Origin of the sequence: Vibrio sp. 1641, from assembly GCF_033339995.1 — a bacterium.
Taxonomy (GTDB): Bacteria; Pseudomonadota; Gammaproteobacteria; order Enterobacterales; family Vibrionaceae; genus Vibrio; species Vibrio alginolyticus.
In genome coordinates this window covers 553,836-569,375 of sequence record NZ_JAWOVP010000003.1, presented here as the reverse complement: position 1 = coordinate 569,375, position 15,540 = coordinate 553,836, and the positions used below count along the sequence as shown (strand labels likewise).

Below are 15,540 nucleotides of genomic sequence, written 5' to 3'. Positions count from 1 at the left end.
GCACTATATCTCGTCTGAACCGCCCGCGTCTTTAAACCAAGCCGTTAAGTGCGTTCTTAAATCTTTAAGCTCATCAGGGCCAATCAGGGCTAGCCCTAAGTCTTCAGCACGAGTAATGTCATTGTGACGAAGAGGACGGAAGCTCACCAACATTGCGCGCGCTTGTAAGCCACCTAATAAATCGCGAAGCGATTCTAACTTATATAAAGTATCGTCGCCGTCATCTCTCATGCCTTTGGTTTTGCACTCGATGATGTGCAGCTTGTTGTTTACAACTGTTGCGACATCTAACTCATTGCGTACTTCACTTTCACCAAGTTTGCGATAAACCTGAACATTTAACGATCGATCTTGGATCGTCGGCATGGTGTCTTGGATTTGCTTCACGGTGCTGTGAACCAAAGTTTCTAACCACTCACCGTTTGAAAAGCGTCGAGCATCTTCATCTGCAAACGTTAAAACGCCATTCTCATAGGTGGCGATTTCTGCTTCTACTAAATCTGAAAGCAACATGTTGAGCTCACGGTAGCCCTGCTGTTTTTCGGAGAGCTCGACATCAAGCTTTTGTTCTTTGCGGCATGTGGTTGCAAGGTAGTTAAGTGTTGCTAGACCTGGCCCAAGCTCAAGCGCATTTGAGGCCCATCGTTCACCAAGTTCATACAATTTTTTATCAAGAAGAGGTGGTAAATCAACGTGGTGAAACTCGCCGCGTGCACCAAAGATAGTGAGGTAATCTGCAATCGTAATGTGATCTTCGACTTGGGTATCTTCTTTGCCATCAGGGTATAACCAACAAAGCTTATCGCTACTAGGCTCTACCACAAAAATTGGCCAGCGATAGGTACGGAAAACTTCGTACACCGACAACAAGCGATGACGAAGACCACAGCTCGCGTTCAATTTTACATCTTCGCCGCGTTCATGGAGGTCTTTTGCCAATTTTTGAATTGCTTGTTTGATCAGAGATGTATTAACAGCGGATGGAATTTCAAAAAATTCAGAAGTAATTTCTCGTTGATCTAAAACGGCACTCAGTCGGTCAAATATATCTAACTGGCTCTTGTCTCCGATGAAGACGATATGTGTGCTTAGCGTACGATTATCTAATAGAGGAGTGACCAATCTCACTGGGTCTTGGTCGATAATACCAACATGAACAGCCATAGATTTTCCTTTTTATGAGGCCGCTCGAAAAGAGTTGTGCAAGGGGATGAGCTGGCCTTATTAATCATATGTAGACATGGCCGACAAAAAACAAGGGCGACTTAACAAAAAGTCGCCCTTATACAGTTGATTGCACTAATTAATGCTCTTAGTTATAAAGTATTTATAACTTAAAGCGGTGGACCAATTCATTTTGCTGATGAGCCAAGTGGGTCAGTGATTCACTGGTTTGTGCGATACTCGACATGGCTTGGAAACTTTCATCGGCGATACTGTTGATATCTTCAATGCTGCGAGCAATGTCTGTTGATGTTTCACTTTGCTCTGCTGCTGCTTGTGAAATGTGCGTACTCATTTGGCTGATTTCGATGATTAGCGCCTGGATCTCTTCCATTGAGCTGTTCGCTTTTGATGCTTGCTCAACCGACATCTCCATATCGCTCATACAGCTTTGTATGACTTGGTTCGCCGATTGCGAGCTAGCTTGCAGATTACTGATCATGGATTCAATTTCAGTGGTTGATTGAGTCGTTCTTGATGCGAGTACTCGTACTTCATCTGCCACTACCGCGAAGCCGCGACCTTGTTCACCAGCGCGAGCCGCTTCAATTGCCGCGTTCAATGCCAGTAGGTTGGTTTGCTCCGCAATGTTGCGGATCACATCAAGGATAGACCCAATTTGACCACTCATCTTTTGTAGCTCAGAAACTGCGGAGACCGATTCGTTCAAACGTGTTTCTAGTTGATTAATGGTTGAGATGTTACTGCTCATAACATTTCTGCCTTCTTCAGAGGCAGATTCGACGCGTTGCACCATTTCTAGCGAGCCTTGCGCACTTTGCGCGACTTCCTGCACTGAATGAGACATTTCTGTCATCGCAGTAGCGACGTTTGCTGTTTGTTCGCGTTGAGAGCTCAATTTAATTTGTGCTTGCGAAGAGGTGCGTTCGTTGGTTGTCGCGGTTGACGATAGGTTTTCTGACGCTTCGTTGAGTTTCACCAAGATCTCGTGAAGGTTGTCGGCGAGTGAGTTAATGTGTCCACTCACACGGCTGAATTCGTTGTTATAGCGAATATCGATACGCTGTGTCATATCACCTTCAGTCAGGCCTTCTAACACTTTTAGAATACGAGTCAACGGTTCGCGAACGCTTTGTGCGATGTGGTAGCCAATCGCTGTCGCGAGTAAAACGACAATAACGCCAATGATGATGGCTTTCGTTACACCCGCTGAATATATGTCACCTGCATCTGCCAATGATTCATTGAGCTTATCTGTTGCGGTTGTCGTGAATTGCTCAAGAATCGCCATGGTTGAATCCACTTTATTTGCTAGGTTGGCGATATTGTTATACAAAGCGGCGCGAGCATTGAGGTAATTATTATGTTGGTCTAACACACCGCCACGCATACCAACGTCGCGAGTAAATTGCTCTACAGATTCGCCAAATGCTTTTTCTAGCTCAGGAAGCTGAGTCACCAACCCGCGGAATGCGTAATTCAAGTGCGTTACTGCTTTGCGGTTTTTAGCTACGGCTTGCGTAACAAACTCAGGGTTGGAACTGGCGAGGGCATCAGAGGTAATTACTTCGGCATCTTTTAACTTGATAAAGTAGCTCTTTGCCATGACTTTGACAGAAATGCTGGTTTGATCTGCCACATATTCTTTAAGACCAACCGACAGTTCGGTATTCAGTTTTTGGAAGCGGCGTGAGGATTTTTGCACTTCTTCTTGAGCCGCGAACATTGCTTCGTAGTTGTCCATGGCCTCTAGAGCTTCTGTAAAATAGCTCTGCTCTAACGTTTTTAACTGTGAAAACGGTTCGGCAAGAGAAGGGTAGATTTGGCTTGCGGTTTTCAGTTGAGCCAATGTGGATTCGAAGCGCTGTTGAGATCTAGCAAATTCCTGACGCATTTCATCCATGCGTTGTTTATTCTCTGTCGTCAGGAAGTCTTTAAATGATTTGTCGGCAGAAAGCAGCTCAACACTGGTTTGATTAGATAACGATACCAACGGTAGGGATGATTTAGAAACCGTGCCAAATTTTCCGTGAATATCACTCATTCCTCCCATCATAATGGCAATTGTGACGGCAAATAGGATGATGATCAGTGCAAAGCCGGCATACATCCTTTTAATAACTGAACCTCGCATAAGTGAGCTTCCTCTCCCAAAAATAGACAAGCTACCCAAGCATTTTTGAGTTTACTTGGGTATAAAAATACTAATTGTCTTAAAAAAGTAACAAAATTCATTGGATTGTATTCAGTTTGTGACGCGCATTTTATGACGCACACGACAAAAAAAGCTTCGTTAATTAGCATTTGATTAATAATGTTAAGTGAACACTGTTTTTATTGAGCTCCGCTTTTGGTTGGCGCATACTAATTGGGGTCTAATTACGTTTATAAAATGGAGTCCTCATGGCGGAAGAAACGATCTTTAGTAAAATTATTCGCAAGGAAATCCCTGCCGATATCCTTTATCAAGATGATTTGGTGACTGCGTTTCGCGACATTAACCCTCGCACACCAAGCCATATTCTCATTATTCCGAATAAACTGATCCCAACAACGAATGATGTAGAAGCTGAAGATGAAGCAATGATGGGGCGTTTGTTCACTGTTGCTAGAAAGTTAGCGAAAGAAGAAGGTATTGCTGAAGACGGCTATCGCCTAATCGTTAATTGTAATCCACATGGTGGCCAAGAGGTTTACCATATTCACATGCACCTACTAGGCGGCCGCCCTCTAGGTCCAATGGTATTGAGCTAAGCTTTTAAAAGTGGGTGGTGATTCACCCACTTCTTTTTCCTGTCGAATGACACATTTGTGGAGATAAATGTGAAACTAGGTGTAAAGCTGTTAGGGCTGATGAGCTGGGCTTTAATGGCCTCTGGCTGCGCGAATTTATCTGCGGGCAATCTGTTTAGTCATTACAGCAACCAGAATCAAGAAGTTTATCAAGCCGTTGTTGCAGGGGAATATGCCAAAGCAAAACAACTTCAATCAAGTGAAGTGGGTGGCGAGATACTTGGCAATTTTGAAAAAGGTCGCATCTCTTTTCTTGCTGAAGATTACCCGACAAGTTTGAATGCGCTAGAAAGCAGCGATCGTGCCGTACGTGTTCAACAAGATCGAGCGACGATATCTGTGTCAGACACGGCAACGAGCGTCGGCTCTCTCGCAGTGAACGACAATCTCCAAGACTATCATCCCGCCGATTACGAACTTGGCTTTTTGCACCTGTATCTAGGACTAAATTACTTACAGAAAAACGATTTAGAAGGAGCACTAGTTGAAGTGCGTCGTGCTAATCAAGTTCAGGAAGCGGCAAGAAAGGCGCGTGAAAAAGAGCTAAAAGCAGCAGAGAAAGACCTTAACAAGCAAGGCATGTCTGCCAATTTAGGCAGTGTGTTAGCGAACTACCCTGATGCTGGTAAAAAACTAAGCGCGGTACAAAATGGTTATCTGTTCTATCTTTCTGGCTTGTTATATGAAGCGTCGCGAGACTTAAACAGTGCTTATGTTGATTACCGACGAGCACTCGCTGTAATGCCAGACAACAAGCAAGTTGTGGAAAGCACCTTATACGCTGCTAAGAAGCTGGGCATGCGTGAAGACTTGCGCATGCTAGAGAAGCGGTATGGCAAAGCACCTTCTGGATTAACTCAGTCACAAGGGCGAGTCATCGTTATTGATGAGCAGGGTGTTGTTGAGGCGATGAAAGGGTGGCGTATTGATTTACCGATTTACGACAGTCGCGATAATGGCGCGATTTATTCGTTGGCGCTTCCTTATTATCAGAACCGAGGTGCTCAACGTTTTAGCGATGTTGTTTTAAATGGTCAGGTATTGCCTTCCAGTACGCTGACTGATGTTAATGCGATGGCGCAAAACGATCTTAATGAACGTCTTACTACAATAGTGATCCGTCAAGCTCTTCGTGTTTGGGCAAAAGATCGAATCCGAAAAGAGGCGGCGAAAAAAGGCGATGATGTGGGCAACATACTTTTCAATGTATGGAACACATTGACCGAACAGCCAGATACGAGAAGTTGGCAAACATTGCCAGCGCAAGTGAAAACGGCTTCAAAAATCGTGAAACCGGGAACACAAAGTTTAAACTTGGGTGATCAAACCTATCAGTTTGAAGTGCCTGCACAGCAGACTACATTGGTATGGGTATCTCGTCAGGGAGCACACTCAACCGTGTGGCATAAACAGCTAGGGAGACTGTAATGAAAGCATGGCTTGTTTGTTTAGCAATGGCTATTGGTTTAGTTGGATGCGCCGAAAACACGGCTGGTATTCGAATTGATGGCCAAACGCAAAAAGTATTCTTTAATGATAACGTTTTAGGTAGTCGCTTATTAGTTGACAACATCACCACCACTTACGTTGATGATCGCCCACGAGGAGTCGTGCAGCTGAGTAGCAATTACAAAGGTGATCAGCACATTCTTTACCGATTTTATTGGTATGACAACAATGGTTTAGAAGTGAATACCAAACCTGGTCCGTGGCGAAAAATGATTGTGCGAGGATTTGAGCAAGTCACGTTATCTGAAGTTACTGTGAATCCAAATGGCACAAAATTCCGTGTGCAAATTAGAGAAGCACAAGACGATTAATCTTAACGGCTCTGCCGAAGCTGCCGCGCTAACGATGCGCTGGTATTGAAAAACTAAGGAACTCTCATGAAAAAAAGTATTATTGCTCTTTTAGGTCTTGCCGTCATTTTAGGTGGCTGTTCTAACAAAGTCTCTTACGGCGATGCGCAAGCAACAGAAACCACGACTATCGATTTTGGCTCAACAGATTTACAAAAAATCGCGGCTGAAATGGTGGATAGCATGATGATGTCGGGCTCTGTCGCAGCAATTACTCGTGACCAACGTCCTATCGTTTTTGTTGAGCGAATTAAGAACAAAACCAGTGAACATATTGACACTGAATCCATTACTGACACGATCTCTACTAAGATGTTGAACTCAGGTAAGTTCCGTTTTGTTGATATGGATCGTGTTGAGTCTGTGCGTGAACAACTTAACTTCCAAAATACGGATGAGCTTGTTAACCAAAGCACAGCGATCCAATTTGGTAAAATGGTTGGTGCTCAATACATGCTTTACGGCAACCTATCTAGCATTGTGAAAAATGCAGGTAGCGATAAAGATGTATACTACAAGATGACCATGCGCCTAATGGACCTAGAAACAGGTTTGATTGAGTGGGCGGATGAAACTGAAATTCGTAAAGCGCAATCTAAGAGCCTATTCGGTCTTTAATCGAACAGGGTGGAGAAGTCATCAATGGCATGGTTTTCTTGGCAACAAGCAAAACAGTTAGATCCGAGTCTTAATGCTCTCGATGGCTTCTTTACGGAGCCTCCGGTAAAAGTACAAACTGTTACCGGGGGGCTAACCAACCGCTGTTGGCGGTTGGAATCTTCTCAAGGCCTTGCATACATCTGGCGACCGACCAGTCATGTCTGCAAGGCTTTTTCAATTTCTCGTCACAGTGAATATCAAGTGCTGAATGTGGTCTCTTCATTGGAAATTGGCCCCAAGCCAGTTTTTATTCATGAGCAAGGGTTGCTGGTGGAATGGATAGAAGGAGAGGCACTGACGGAGTCAGGCTTAGCACTAAGCGATTTATTATCCATTGCGGCGAAGATTCATCAATATCCGATAAGCGCAATTCCTTTGGTTCCATTTTCATATATTTCTCGCATCGATCATTATTGGCTTGAGCTTGATGGTCAGTATGTGGGTACGGAGTTTGAGGCTTTGTACATGAAGTGGCGCACGGAACCGAACGTTGAACCTGTTCCACTTGCCCTATGTCACTTCGATCTGGGGTGTTATAACCTAGTGCGAGGAGAGAATGGGGTGAAAGTCATTGATTGGGAGTATGCCGGGATTGCTGACCCTAGGCTTGATTTGACCTTAACTATTCAGGTCGCGAATTCGCCTGTGGAAGAAGCGGTAAAGCAGTATTGCCAAATTCGAGGTATCGAAGATGTGTCTCTTTGGCTGAGAGGTGTACATGCTTGGCAACCAAGAACCTTGGTGATGGCGATGCTCTGGTATCTACTTGCCTATAAATTGTGGGGAAATGAACAATACTTAAACAGTGCGTATGAGTTGAAAGGCTCATTGTGTATGGAAGATCACTGTTTTGAGAACTCGTGATATTTTCCCCTTTAACAGTAAGGAAATAGTGGTAGTTTTAATAAAAGTACCAGATACACACAGGGAGAGGTACAGATGATTATTTACTTACACGGCTTTGACAGCACAAGCCCGGGTAACCACGAAAAAGTTCTTCAACTGCAATTTATCGACGACGACGTTCGTTTTATCAATTACAGCACCCTTCACCCAAAGCACGACATGCAACACTTGTTAAAAGAAGTGTCTAAAGTTATCGATCAATCTGATGACCCAAACCCGTTAATCTGTGGGGTAGGTTTAGGTGGTTACTGGTCTGAGCGAATTGGTTTTCTATGCGGTATCAAGCAAGTGATGTTCAACCCGAACTTGCACCCAGAAAAAACGATGGCTGGTCGAATCGATCGCCCAGAAGAGTACGAAGATATCGCAACAAAATGTGTTGATCAGTTCCGAGCGAAAAATCAAGCTCACTGCTTAGTGATTCTCTCTAAAGATGATGAAGTGCATGACAATTCGAAAACGGCAGCTGAGTTAGAAAAACACTATCAAATCATTTGGGATGAAACTCAGTCTCATAAGTTCAAAAAAATCTCTCATCATTTACAAGCGATAAAGGCATTTAAAAATACTTACTAATGTTGAGTGTAGACAGTAAAGCGGCGTTTTTATTGGCTGCTTTGCTGCGATTCCTTCTCTTGAGTATGCCGAGCCACTGTCTCTTTGAAAGGCACATTTTCTTGGTTTAACGCTTTGAATATTGTGTTCTCCTTACCGTTTTCTTACTTCCCTCCTATGTAGCACGAACACCTTGTTGTAGAGTAGTCGAAAAGTAGTCAATCCGTACTCGTTACACGGATTTTGGTTGCCTTCAAAGTTGGTCTCTATATAATGAACCGGACTAAAATAATTTGATAAATATCAAAAAAAATTGAGAGCGAGTAATAAACTTGCCCAAAAACTTCTGGCGTCGTATGCGTACCAGATAAACATGCCAAACCCTGACAAGTCATTGATAGATAAAGAATCAAAGTGGGTGGTAGTTTTTTAATCCAAGTAATTGAGACACCTCTAAGAACCAAGAATTCATCGGTTGGATGGATGCCACAAATGTTTGTGAGTCATGCATCGAGCTGAACCCCATATATTCATTTTTGTAGAGGAAAATCATTGTGACACGCATTATCGTTGTAGGCGGCGGTGCAGGTGGTCTTGAGTTGGCAACTAAGCTTGGTCGAACTCTAGGTCGCAAAAACCGTGCGCGAATTACGCTAGTCGATCGAAAAGCGAGCCACTTGTGGAAGCCATTATTGCATGAGGTTGCTACAGGTTCTTTGGACGAAGGAGTAGATGCACTGAGCTATCGAGCTCATGCAAAAAACCACAGCTTCGACTTCCAAATGGGTAGTCTTCAAGACATCGACCGTGAACGTAAAGTGATCATCTTAAGTGAGCTTAAAGACGAACACGGTGAACTTCTTATGCCAAGCCGTGAGCTAGAATACGACATTCTAGTGATGGCGATTGGCTCGACATCAAACGACTTCAACACGCCTGGCGTTCGTGAAAACTGTATTTTCCTAGACAGCCCTGAGCAAGCACACCGTTTCCGTACAGAAATGAACAACGAGTTCCTAAAGCTGCACGCGAAAAACGGTAACGGTACGGTCGATATTGCGATTGTTGGTGCTGGTGCAACTGGCGTTGAACTATCAGCTGAGTTACATAATGCTGTTAAAGAGCTGCGCACTTATGGCTTCGGTGATCTTGATTCTAGCAAGTTGAACGTCAATCTGATTGAAGCAGGTGAGCGTATTTTACCAGCGTTACCTCCACGTATTTCTTCTGCTGCTCATCAAGAGTTGGTGAAGTTGGGCGTAAACGTGCGCACCGCCACTATGGTGACTAAAGCTGAAAAAGATGGCCTTACTACAAAAGATGGTGAGAAGATCCCAGCTCAAATCATGGTTTGGGCTGCGGGTATCAAAGCTCCAGACTTTATTAAAGATATCGCTGGCTTAGAAACGAACCGTATCAATCAGCTTGTAGTGAAAAACACACTACAGACAACACGAGATGATGACATCTTTGTTATTGGTGACTTAGCACAATGCACCCAGTCTGACGGTTCGTTCGTGCCGCCACGCGCTCAAGCTGCACACCAAATGGCAAGCCAGGCATTTAGTAACATCGTCGCGAAGATCAACGGGCGCGAGTTGAAAGACTACGTATATAAAGATCACGGTTCATTAGTGTCTCTAAGTCGCTTCTCAACCGTTGGTAGTCTGATGGGGAACCTAACTAAAGGGTCGATGATGGTAGAAGGTCGTATTGCTCGTGTCGTTTACATCTCATTGTATCGCATGCACCTAATGGCGTTGCACGGTGTATTCAAAACCGGTCTGATGATGCTCGTCGGCCGCATTAATCGCGTGCTGCGTCCAAACCTTAAGCTGCACTAAGGTTTTAAATCCACTCTGTGTGGATGTGTTGTATCTTAAAAAATGCAGAAGCCACCGCAAGTCGGTGGCTTTTTGTTTATGTTAGATCTGTCGGTAAAAGTGAGTACACAACGCCATCTTTAGGCTTACCATGAAAAATAAACCGGTTTCTGGCGATGGCTTCTTTTTGTGCACCGACGGACTCAATTAAGGCTTGGCTAGCTTCGTTGTCGGGGTCACAAACAATTTCTAGTCGAGTTAAACTTAGCTTTGCGAAGCAGAATTCTGCTAAGGCTTTAACGGCTTCTTGGGCATAGCCTTGCCGTTGATAGCGGTCGGCAACCCAGTAACCAATACTCGCCATATTAAACGTATGATATAACTCATTAACCGCTGCCATTCCAACCAAAGTGTTACTTTGCCGCTCATAGATACCGAAACCAAAAGCCTCAGTTTTGACCCAGTTAAGACGGGTTGCCAACAGAAAGTCCTGCGCGGTTTTCAATGTGACGTTTTTATCACACCAGTCAAGCCATTGGTGCAGCGAAGGGGATTCTGCAAGTAATCGTTGTAGTGAATGTGCTTCTTCAGCAGGGATGAGCTTGAGCGCTAAGCGGGGCGCAATGATTTCAAAGTCTGGACTCATGAACTAATACGACTTCCATGTTGAGTGTAAGTAAATTGAAAGCTGTCTATTTATACTTGAACGCAGCTATTTTCCTTGCTCTGCGTTGGTTAGGAATAACTGAGGTATAGCAGATAAAAACAAAGCGCAGCTTTGCTGCGCTTTGTCGAACCGCTCGTGCTTATCGAACCCGACGAACTTGAATGATCATACCCATCAACGGGTTATCTAGGTAATGAGTCTCGCTGCTACGCATACGACGTTTTTGATCCATTCGATAACTCTTCAGGAATTTCTCTTCGGTTACTGTCGGCGATATTTCTGCCAAGTTACCGACTTGGACGTTACCGTCTACTTCACCTAAGTCATCCGCCAATTGCTCAGTTGAGGTTGGTTCAAAACGCACCTCTCTAACACTTGGTTCGCGCAGATCTAGTGTTGTTTCGGCGAAGAGGTAATGCTGTACGTATATTTGGAATCGACCATCTAGTTCATATAAAGGACCATTGACCGTCTCTTCACTGTAACCGTCGCTGGAAAATGTTTGATTACTATTGCCATTGATTGGGCGGCCATCTGCTTGATAAGAATCAGAGAAATCTCGACCGCCAACGATGCGGAAAATTGGGGCGCTAGATTTACCTCGGTCACCTTGACGCCAGGCTACGTGTTTAAGCACTTTAAAGCCGGCATGATTATTTAGTGCCGCTTCTTGCGCGTTGAGACGGAAAGAAGAACTTGGCAAAAGTGTCACGCCTTTAGAGCGGCGGTAGGATTCACTCTCTAGGCTACCGACATTTTCCATATCGATTTTTGGCAGTTGATTCGGCCAAGATTCTGTTGTGCTTTCAGCGTCGACTGCTCGCTTGAAAATGATCACTTCAATATCAAATTGGCGCTGTGCCCAAGAGGGCATTGAGACACATAGAAGCAATAACGGGATCAGTATTCTCATTCGACTATTAGCTCGTTGGTAATAAATTCTGTTTAAAATCATTCAGTAAGTCTTGAACAAACTGAATGCGTTTACGTCGGTCCACCAATGGTACGCTAAACTTGAACTTAGTTGGACCTTCCATTGCAAATTTTTGCGGCTGTGATTGCAGCAGTTTAACTAAATACGCTGGATTTATGTCAGCATCAGGGTAAAACTCGATAAATCCACCTTTATCATGGGCTTCTATCTTTTTCGCTTTTAAACTACCAGCCGAAATTTTCAATTCTGAGACGGCAAGTAAGTTCTTTGTTGCGTCTGGAAGCAGACCAAAGCGATCAATCAGTTCCACTTTTAGCTCTGATAGTTCATCACTGCTTGTGACACTCGCAATGCGTTTGTACATCGACAGTCGTGTGTTTACATCCGGAATGTAATCATCTGGTAAGAGCGCTGGGATTCGCATTTCCACTTCAGTTTGCTCACGAAGCAGCTCATCCAAAGATGGCTCCTTGCCTTCTTTTAATGCTTGCACTGCTTGTTCCAGCATTTCCATATAAAGTGTAAAACCAACGGATTGAATTTGCCCACTTTGCTCATCACCAAGCAGCTCACCAGCACCACGGATTTCTAAATCGTGGGTTGCTAACGTAAAGCCAGCACCTAAGTCTTCCAGTGAAGCAATCGCATCAAGACGCTTGATGGCATCTTTGGTCATGGCTTTTGGATGTGGCGTTAATAAGTAAGCATAGGCCTGATGGTGTGAACGTCCAACACGGCCACGCAATTGATGCAACTGCGCCAAGCCAAGATTGTCCGCACGATCCATGATTATGGTATTTGCCGTTGGTACGTCGATACCGGTTTCGATGATGGTTGTACACACCAACACATTAAAGCGCTGATGGTAGAAGTCATTCATGATTCGCTCAAGTTCGCGCTCGCGCATTTGACCATGAGCCACGGTAATGCGTGCCTCTGGGATGAGTTTCTGTAAGTCTTCTGCCGTTTTTTCAATGGTTTCAACCTGATTGTGCAGGAAGTAAACCTGACCACCACGCATAATTTCACGCAGTACCGCTTCACGGACCACTGGCTCTTCTTTTTGTCGAACAAAGGTTTTAATGGCTAAACGGCGTGCAGGAGGTGTAGCGATGATCGACAGGTCTCGCATGCCACTCATTGCCATATTCAGTGTGCGTGGAATTGGTGTTGCGGTGAGGGTAAGAATGTCCACATCCGCACGCATTGCTTTGACCTTTTCTTTTTGACGAACCCCGAAGCGGTGTTCCTCATCAACGATCAACAAACCTAAATCTTTGAATTTAATGTCGCTCGAAAGCAGCTTATGCGTACCAACGACAATATCGACTTTACCATCGGCAACGTCTTGCAAAATGACTTTTTGTTCTTTGGCAGATTTAAAACGAGACAGTACTTCAACTCGGATTGGTAAGTTGGCAAAACGGTCACGGAAGTTTTCGAAATGCTGCTGAGCAAGCAAGGTTGTTGGTACGAGTACGGCGACCTGTTTACTATTATCCGTTGCGACAAATGCTGCGCGCATAGCGACTTCCGTTTTACCAAAGCCCACGTCACCACATACTAAGCGATCCATCGCTTTTGCCTGGCACATGTCTGACAATACGGCATTGATGGCCATCGCTTGGTCATCTGTTTCTTCAAACGGGAATGTTGCTTTAAATGTTGCGTATTGCCCACGATCTAGCTCAAATTTGAAGCCAGGTTTTAATTCTCGTTTAGCATACACATCCAGCAATTCTGCCGCGACATCACGCACTTTTTCTGCCGCTTTACGACGTGCTTTTGCCCACGCTTCACCACCTAATTTATGCAGTGGCGCACTCTCTTCAGCGCCGCCAGAATAACGGCTGATAAGATTCAGTGATGAAACTGGCACGTAGAGCTTGGCATCGTTTTGATACTCAAGGGTGACGTATTCCGTTTTCATACCACCGGCTTCAAGTGTTTGTAAACCGATATAGCGGCCAATACCGTGATCAATATGAACCACAGGTTGACCGGGTTTTAGTTCCGCAAGATGGCGAATAACGGTGTCACTGTTGACGGCTTTTTTATCTTTGCGGCGTCGCTGGATAACACGGTCACCGAGTAGATCACTTTCACAGATCAGAGCGAAGTTCAGCTCTTCGTGAATGAAACCATGCTCTGCTGCGCCTAAGACCAAGCTGAATCGATCACCCGAGTCTAGAGCTTGGTAAAGTGAGCCATGTACGACTGGCCGAACTTTGATGCCTTGCAACAGCTCCGTTAGTGCTTCACGACGACCTTCTGACTCTACCGAGAAAACGATTTTGCCGCTGAATTGCTCACTAAACTGACGAAGGCGCGAGAGCGGCTCTTTATTTTGTTGTTGAACGCCAAGCTCGGCTAACGATTGTACTGGTAGGTTTTGACGACCGGCACGCTTAACCACTTTATCTAGGCTCAATTGAGCGATAGGGAGCTGTTTTAGTTGACTGAAAAGTTCGTCTTTTTTCAACCAAAGCTGTTCAGGAGTCAAAAGAGGACGCAGCGGATCAACTTTTTTCTGGTCGTATCGATATTCGACATCGGTTAAGAAAGTATCGACCGCAGATTCGATATCACCATATGTGATGACTTGAGAGTCTTCTGGCAAATATTCAAATAAAGTCTCGGTATGGTCAAAAAACAGCGGCTGCCAATACTCAATACCAGCGGGCCACGTGCCTTTGGTCACTTGCATGTAGATTGATTCAGGCTCGCGGCGTGCGTCGAACTGGGTGCGCCAACGTGTACGGAAATCTTCAATCGCTTCTTTAGTGGTTGGGAACTCATGTGCAGGCAGCAATTGGATTTGCTGAATATCGTCGATAGAGCGTTGGTTCTCTGGATCAAACGTGCGAATGGTATCTATTTCATCATCAAAGAAGTCGATGCGGTACGGGTCATTGCTGCCCATAGGAAAGAGATCCAGAATAGACCCACGACTTGCATATTCACCTGGTCCAAAGACTTGATCTACATGGCGGTAGCCAGAATTTTCAAGTTGTACACGTAACTTCTCTAGCGAGAGCCGATCACCAGTTTTCACCATTAAAGTGTGTTGCAACAGAAAATCACGTGGCGATTGGCGTTGCAATACTGTACTGACCGGGACGATGGTTATGCCATCACGTTGACTTGGCAGTTGGTATAGGCGTGCGATACGTTCAGAGATGATTTCTTGATGCGGAGAAAAGTTATCGTAAGGCAGCGTTTCCCAGTCGGGGAACAGGCTTACCGTTTGGTCGGTGAATTGCTCAATCTCTGCCTGAAGCTTTAAAGCGATTTGCGGGTCAGGCACAACGAGTAGCGAGTGACTCGAATGCTGCTTGGCTAGCTCTGCAATGGCTAGAGGTAGAGCTGCGCCCGGCAAATTACCTAGCTGTTTTTTGTCGCCACGCTCTGAAGGGTTGGTGACGGAAAGAATCGTTGCTTTTGTCATAGGAATTATTTTTTATCTCGCTCCATCGAGCGCTGACGTAAAAGTTTTTGTTGTTGATACAGTGCCGCCTTTATCAGTAAATCTTGATCAGATTCTCGGAGCATCTTGTATCTAAGCGTGATAATGAAATCTTGCTCTGAAGCATCACATTCTTCTACTTGAGCGTAACAATAAATCGCCGCAGCAGGGTGATCGAGGAACAGTTTAACACGAACGAGTTGTTGAGTAGTTAACGCTGTATCTGAGCGGAAACTGAGTTGACTAGCACCAAACTGCGTCGTTTGATATCGAATGGAGGCGTCATCTTGTTGTGAAAGCATAAAGCTCAACAAGAGGTTAAGTTTCGCGTTTTGCGTATCAAGCAAGTTGATCACATGCTTTAACTCTTTGTTTTTCAGCTCTAGACGCGCGTTGTCTGCCAACATATCTAAGTGACTAAATTCACTGGCGACAATAAATGGTGCTGGAATTTCGGAGGCAAATGTTTCTTCATCTGGCAAAGCAAAGTCCGCACTCAACGTTTCGACGTTGATGGTGAGGTTATGATGGACGGTAAAGTATTCTTGCTCTGTCATATAGTCGATCCTTTTGCCAGTGAGCGCTCCCTGTTCACTCAACAAACAAAGAGAAATAGGGCACTGATTATCGCTAACTGAATGAAGTTATCAAGTTTAGCCGGTTTGTCCTTGAACTTTTTGCCCTAAATACAG

At 44.7% G+C, this 15,540-nt stretch carries 13 protein-coding genes; 7 read left to right on the top strand and 6 right to left on the bottom strand.

The annotated features are described in order from the left end of the window. Window positions 1-3 precede the first annotated feature (3 nt). Both R7Z47_RS10385 and R7Z47_RS10380 read right to left on the bottom strand, forming a co-directional pair. Window positions 4-1,164, bottom strand: a complete 1,161-nt coding sequence (locus tag R7Z47_RS10385) for a DUF1887 family protein (protein WP_005378476.1) — start codon at window positions 1,162-1,164, stop codon at window positions 4-6. A gap of 163 nt (window positions 1,165-1,327) precedes the next feature. Continuing rightward, window positions 1,328-3,319, bottom strand: coding sequence for a methyl-accepting chemotaxis protein (locus R7Z47_RS10380; protein ID WP_047100874.1), 1,992 nt, complete (start codon window positions 3,317-3,319; stop codon window positions 1,328-1,330). 269 nt (window positions 3,320-3,588) lie between these two features. On the opposite strand from R7Z47_RS10380, the gene hinT reads away from it, so the two are divergent. The 7 genes from hinT (at window position 3,589) to R7Z47_RS10345 (ending at window position 9,802) form a co-directional block, all read left to right on the top strand. After that, the gene (gene hinT / locus R7Z47_RS10375) at window positions 3,589-3,939 is read left to right on the top strand and encodes a purine nucleoside phosphoramidase (protein WP_005378473.1); all 351 of its coding nucleotides are present in this window, start codon (window positions 3,589-3,591) and stop codon (window positions 3,937-3,939) included. 69 nt (window positions 3,940-4,008) lie between these two features. Next, window positions 4,009-5,406, top strand: a complete 1,398-nt coding sequence (locus R7Z47_RS10370; protein ID WP_025766940.1) for a COG3014 family protein — start codon at window positions 4,009-4,011, stop codon at window positions 5,404-5,406. Further along, the gene (locus R7Z47_RS10365; protein WP_005378469.1) at window positions 5,406-5,798 is read left to right on the top strand and encodes a YcfL family protein; all 393 of its coding nucleotides are present in this window, start codon (window positions 5,406-5,408) and stop codon (window positions 5,796-5,798) included. The genes R7Z47_RS10370 and R7Z47_RS10365 overlap by 1 nt, the downstream gene beginning before the upstream one ends. Before the next feature lie 66 nt (window positions 5,799-5,864). Continuing rightward, entirely contained in the window at window positions 5,865-6,455 is a 591-nt protein-coding gene (lpoB, locus tag R7Z47_RS10360) for a penicillin-binding protein activator LpoB (protein WP_005378467.1), read from the top strand. 24 nt (window positions 6,456-6,479) lie between these two features. Further along, window positions 6,480-7,361, top strand: a complete 882-nt coding sequence (gene thiK / locus R7Z47_RS10355) for a thiamine kinase (protein WP_262607025.1) — start codon at window positions 6,480-6,482, stop codon at window positions 7,359-7,361. 75 nt (window positions 7,362-7,436) lie between these two features. Next, window positions 7,437-7,979, top strand: a complete 543-nt coding sequence (gene ycfP, locus R7Z47_RS10350; RefSeq protein WP_005378464.1) for an alpha/beta hydrolase YcfP — start codon at window positions 7,437-7,439, stop codon at window positions 7,977-7,979. Window positions 7,980-8,512: 533 nt separating this feature from the next. Continuing rightward, the gene (locus R7Z47_RS10345) at window positions 8,513-9,802 is read left to right on the top strand and encodes an NAD(P)/FAD-dependent oxidoreductase (protein ID WP_025766937.1); all 1,290 of its coding nucleotides are present in this window, start codon (window positions 8,513-8,515) and stop codon (window positions 9,800-9,802) included. Between the two features lie 76 nt (window positions 9,803-9,878). Here R7Z47_RS10345 and R7Z47_RS10340 read toward each other — a convergent pair whose 3' ends face one another. From R7Z47_RS10340 to R7Z47_RS10325, 4 genes are all read right to left on the bottom strand, one after another. Then, entirely contained in the window at window positions 9,879-10,427 is a 549-nt protein-coding gene (locus tag R7Z47_RS10340) for a GNAT family N-acetyltransferase (RefSeq protein ID WP_025766936.1), read from the bottom strand. Between the two features lie 160 nt (window positions 10,428-10,587). Beyond that, on the bottom strand, window positions 10,588-11,361 hold the full coding sequence (locus tag R7Z47_RS10335; RefSeq protein ID WP_005387825.1) for a peptidoglycan binding protein CsiV: 774 nt from the start codon (window positions 11,359-11,361) through the stop codon (window positions 10,588-10,590). 7 nt (window positions 11,362-11,368) lie between these two features. Beyond that, complete coding sequence (gene mfd / locus R7Z47_RS10330) at window positions 11,369-14,830, bottom strand: transcription-repair coupling factor (protein ID WP_054576370.1); 3,462 nt, start codon at window positions 14,828-14,830, stop codon at window positions 11,369-11,371. 5 nt (window positions 14,831-14,835) lie between these two features. Then, window positions 14,836-15,405: a hypothetical protein gene (locus R7Z47_RS10325; protein ID WP_017634743.1), complete on the bottom strand. Its 570-nt coding sequence runs from the start codon at window positions 15,403-15,405 to the stop codon at window positions 14,836-14,838. Between the last annotated feature and the right edge of the window lie 135 nt (window positions 15,406-15,540).

Excerpts from the sequence above, each read along its gene's own strand:
- R7Z47_RS10380 (WP_047100874.1), bottom strand. The coding sequence starts at position 3,319 with ATGCGAGGTTCAGTTATTAAAAGGATGTATGCCGGCTTTGCACTGATC.
- R7Z47_RS10385 (WP_005378476.1), bottom strand. The coding sequence starts at position 1,164 with ATGGCTGTTCATGTTGGTATTATCGACCAAGACCCAGTGAGATTGGTC.
- thiK (WP_262607025.1), top strand. The coding sequence starts at position 6,480 with ATGGCATGGTTTTCTTGGCAACAAGCAAAACAGTTAGATCCGAGTCTT.
- mfd (WP_054576370.1), bottom strand. The coding sequence starts at position 14,830 with ATGACAAAAGCAACGATTCTTTCCGTCACCAACCCTTCAGAGCGTGGC.
- lpoB (WP_005378467.1), top strand. The coding sequence starts at position 5,865 with ATGAAAAAAAGTATTATTGCTCTTTTAGGTCTTGCCGTCATTTTAGGT.
- R7Z47_RS10365 (WP_005378469.1), top strand. The coding sequence starts at position 5,406 with ATGAAAGCATGGCTTGTTTGTTTAGCAATGGCTATTGGTTTAGTTGGA.
- ycfP (WP_005378464.1), top strand. The coding sequence starts at position 7,437 with ATGATTATTTACTTACACGGCTTTGACAGCACAAGCCCGGGTAACCAC.
- R7Z47_RS10325 (WP_017634743.1), bottom strand. The coding sequence starts at position 15,405 with ATGACAGAGCAAGAATACTTTACCGTCCATCATAACCTCACCATCAAC.
- hinT (WP_005378473.1), top strand. The coding sequence starts at position 3,589 with ATGGCGGAAGAAACGATCTTTAGTAAAATTATTCGCAAGGAAATCCCT.
- R7Z47_RS10335 (WP_005387825.1), bottom strand. The coding sequence starts at position 11,361 with ATGAGAATACTGATCCCGTTATTGCTTCTATGTGTCTCAATGCCCTCT.
- R7Z47_RS10340 (WP_025766936.1), bottom strand. The coding sequence starts at position 10,427 with ATGAGTCCAGACTTTGAAATCATTGCGCCCCGCTTAGCGCTCAAGCTC.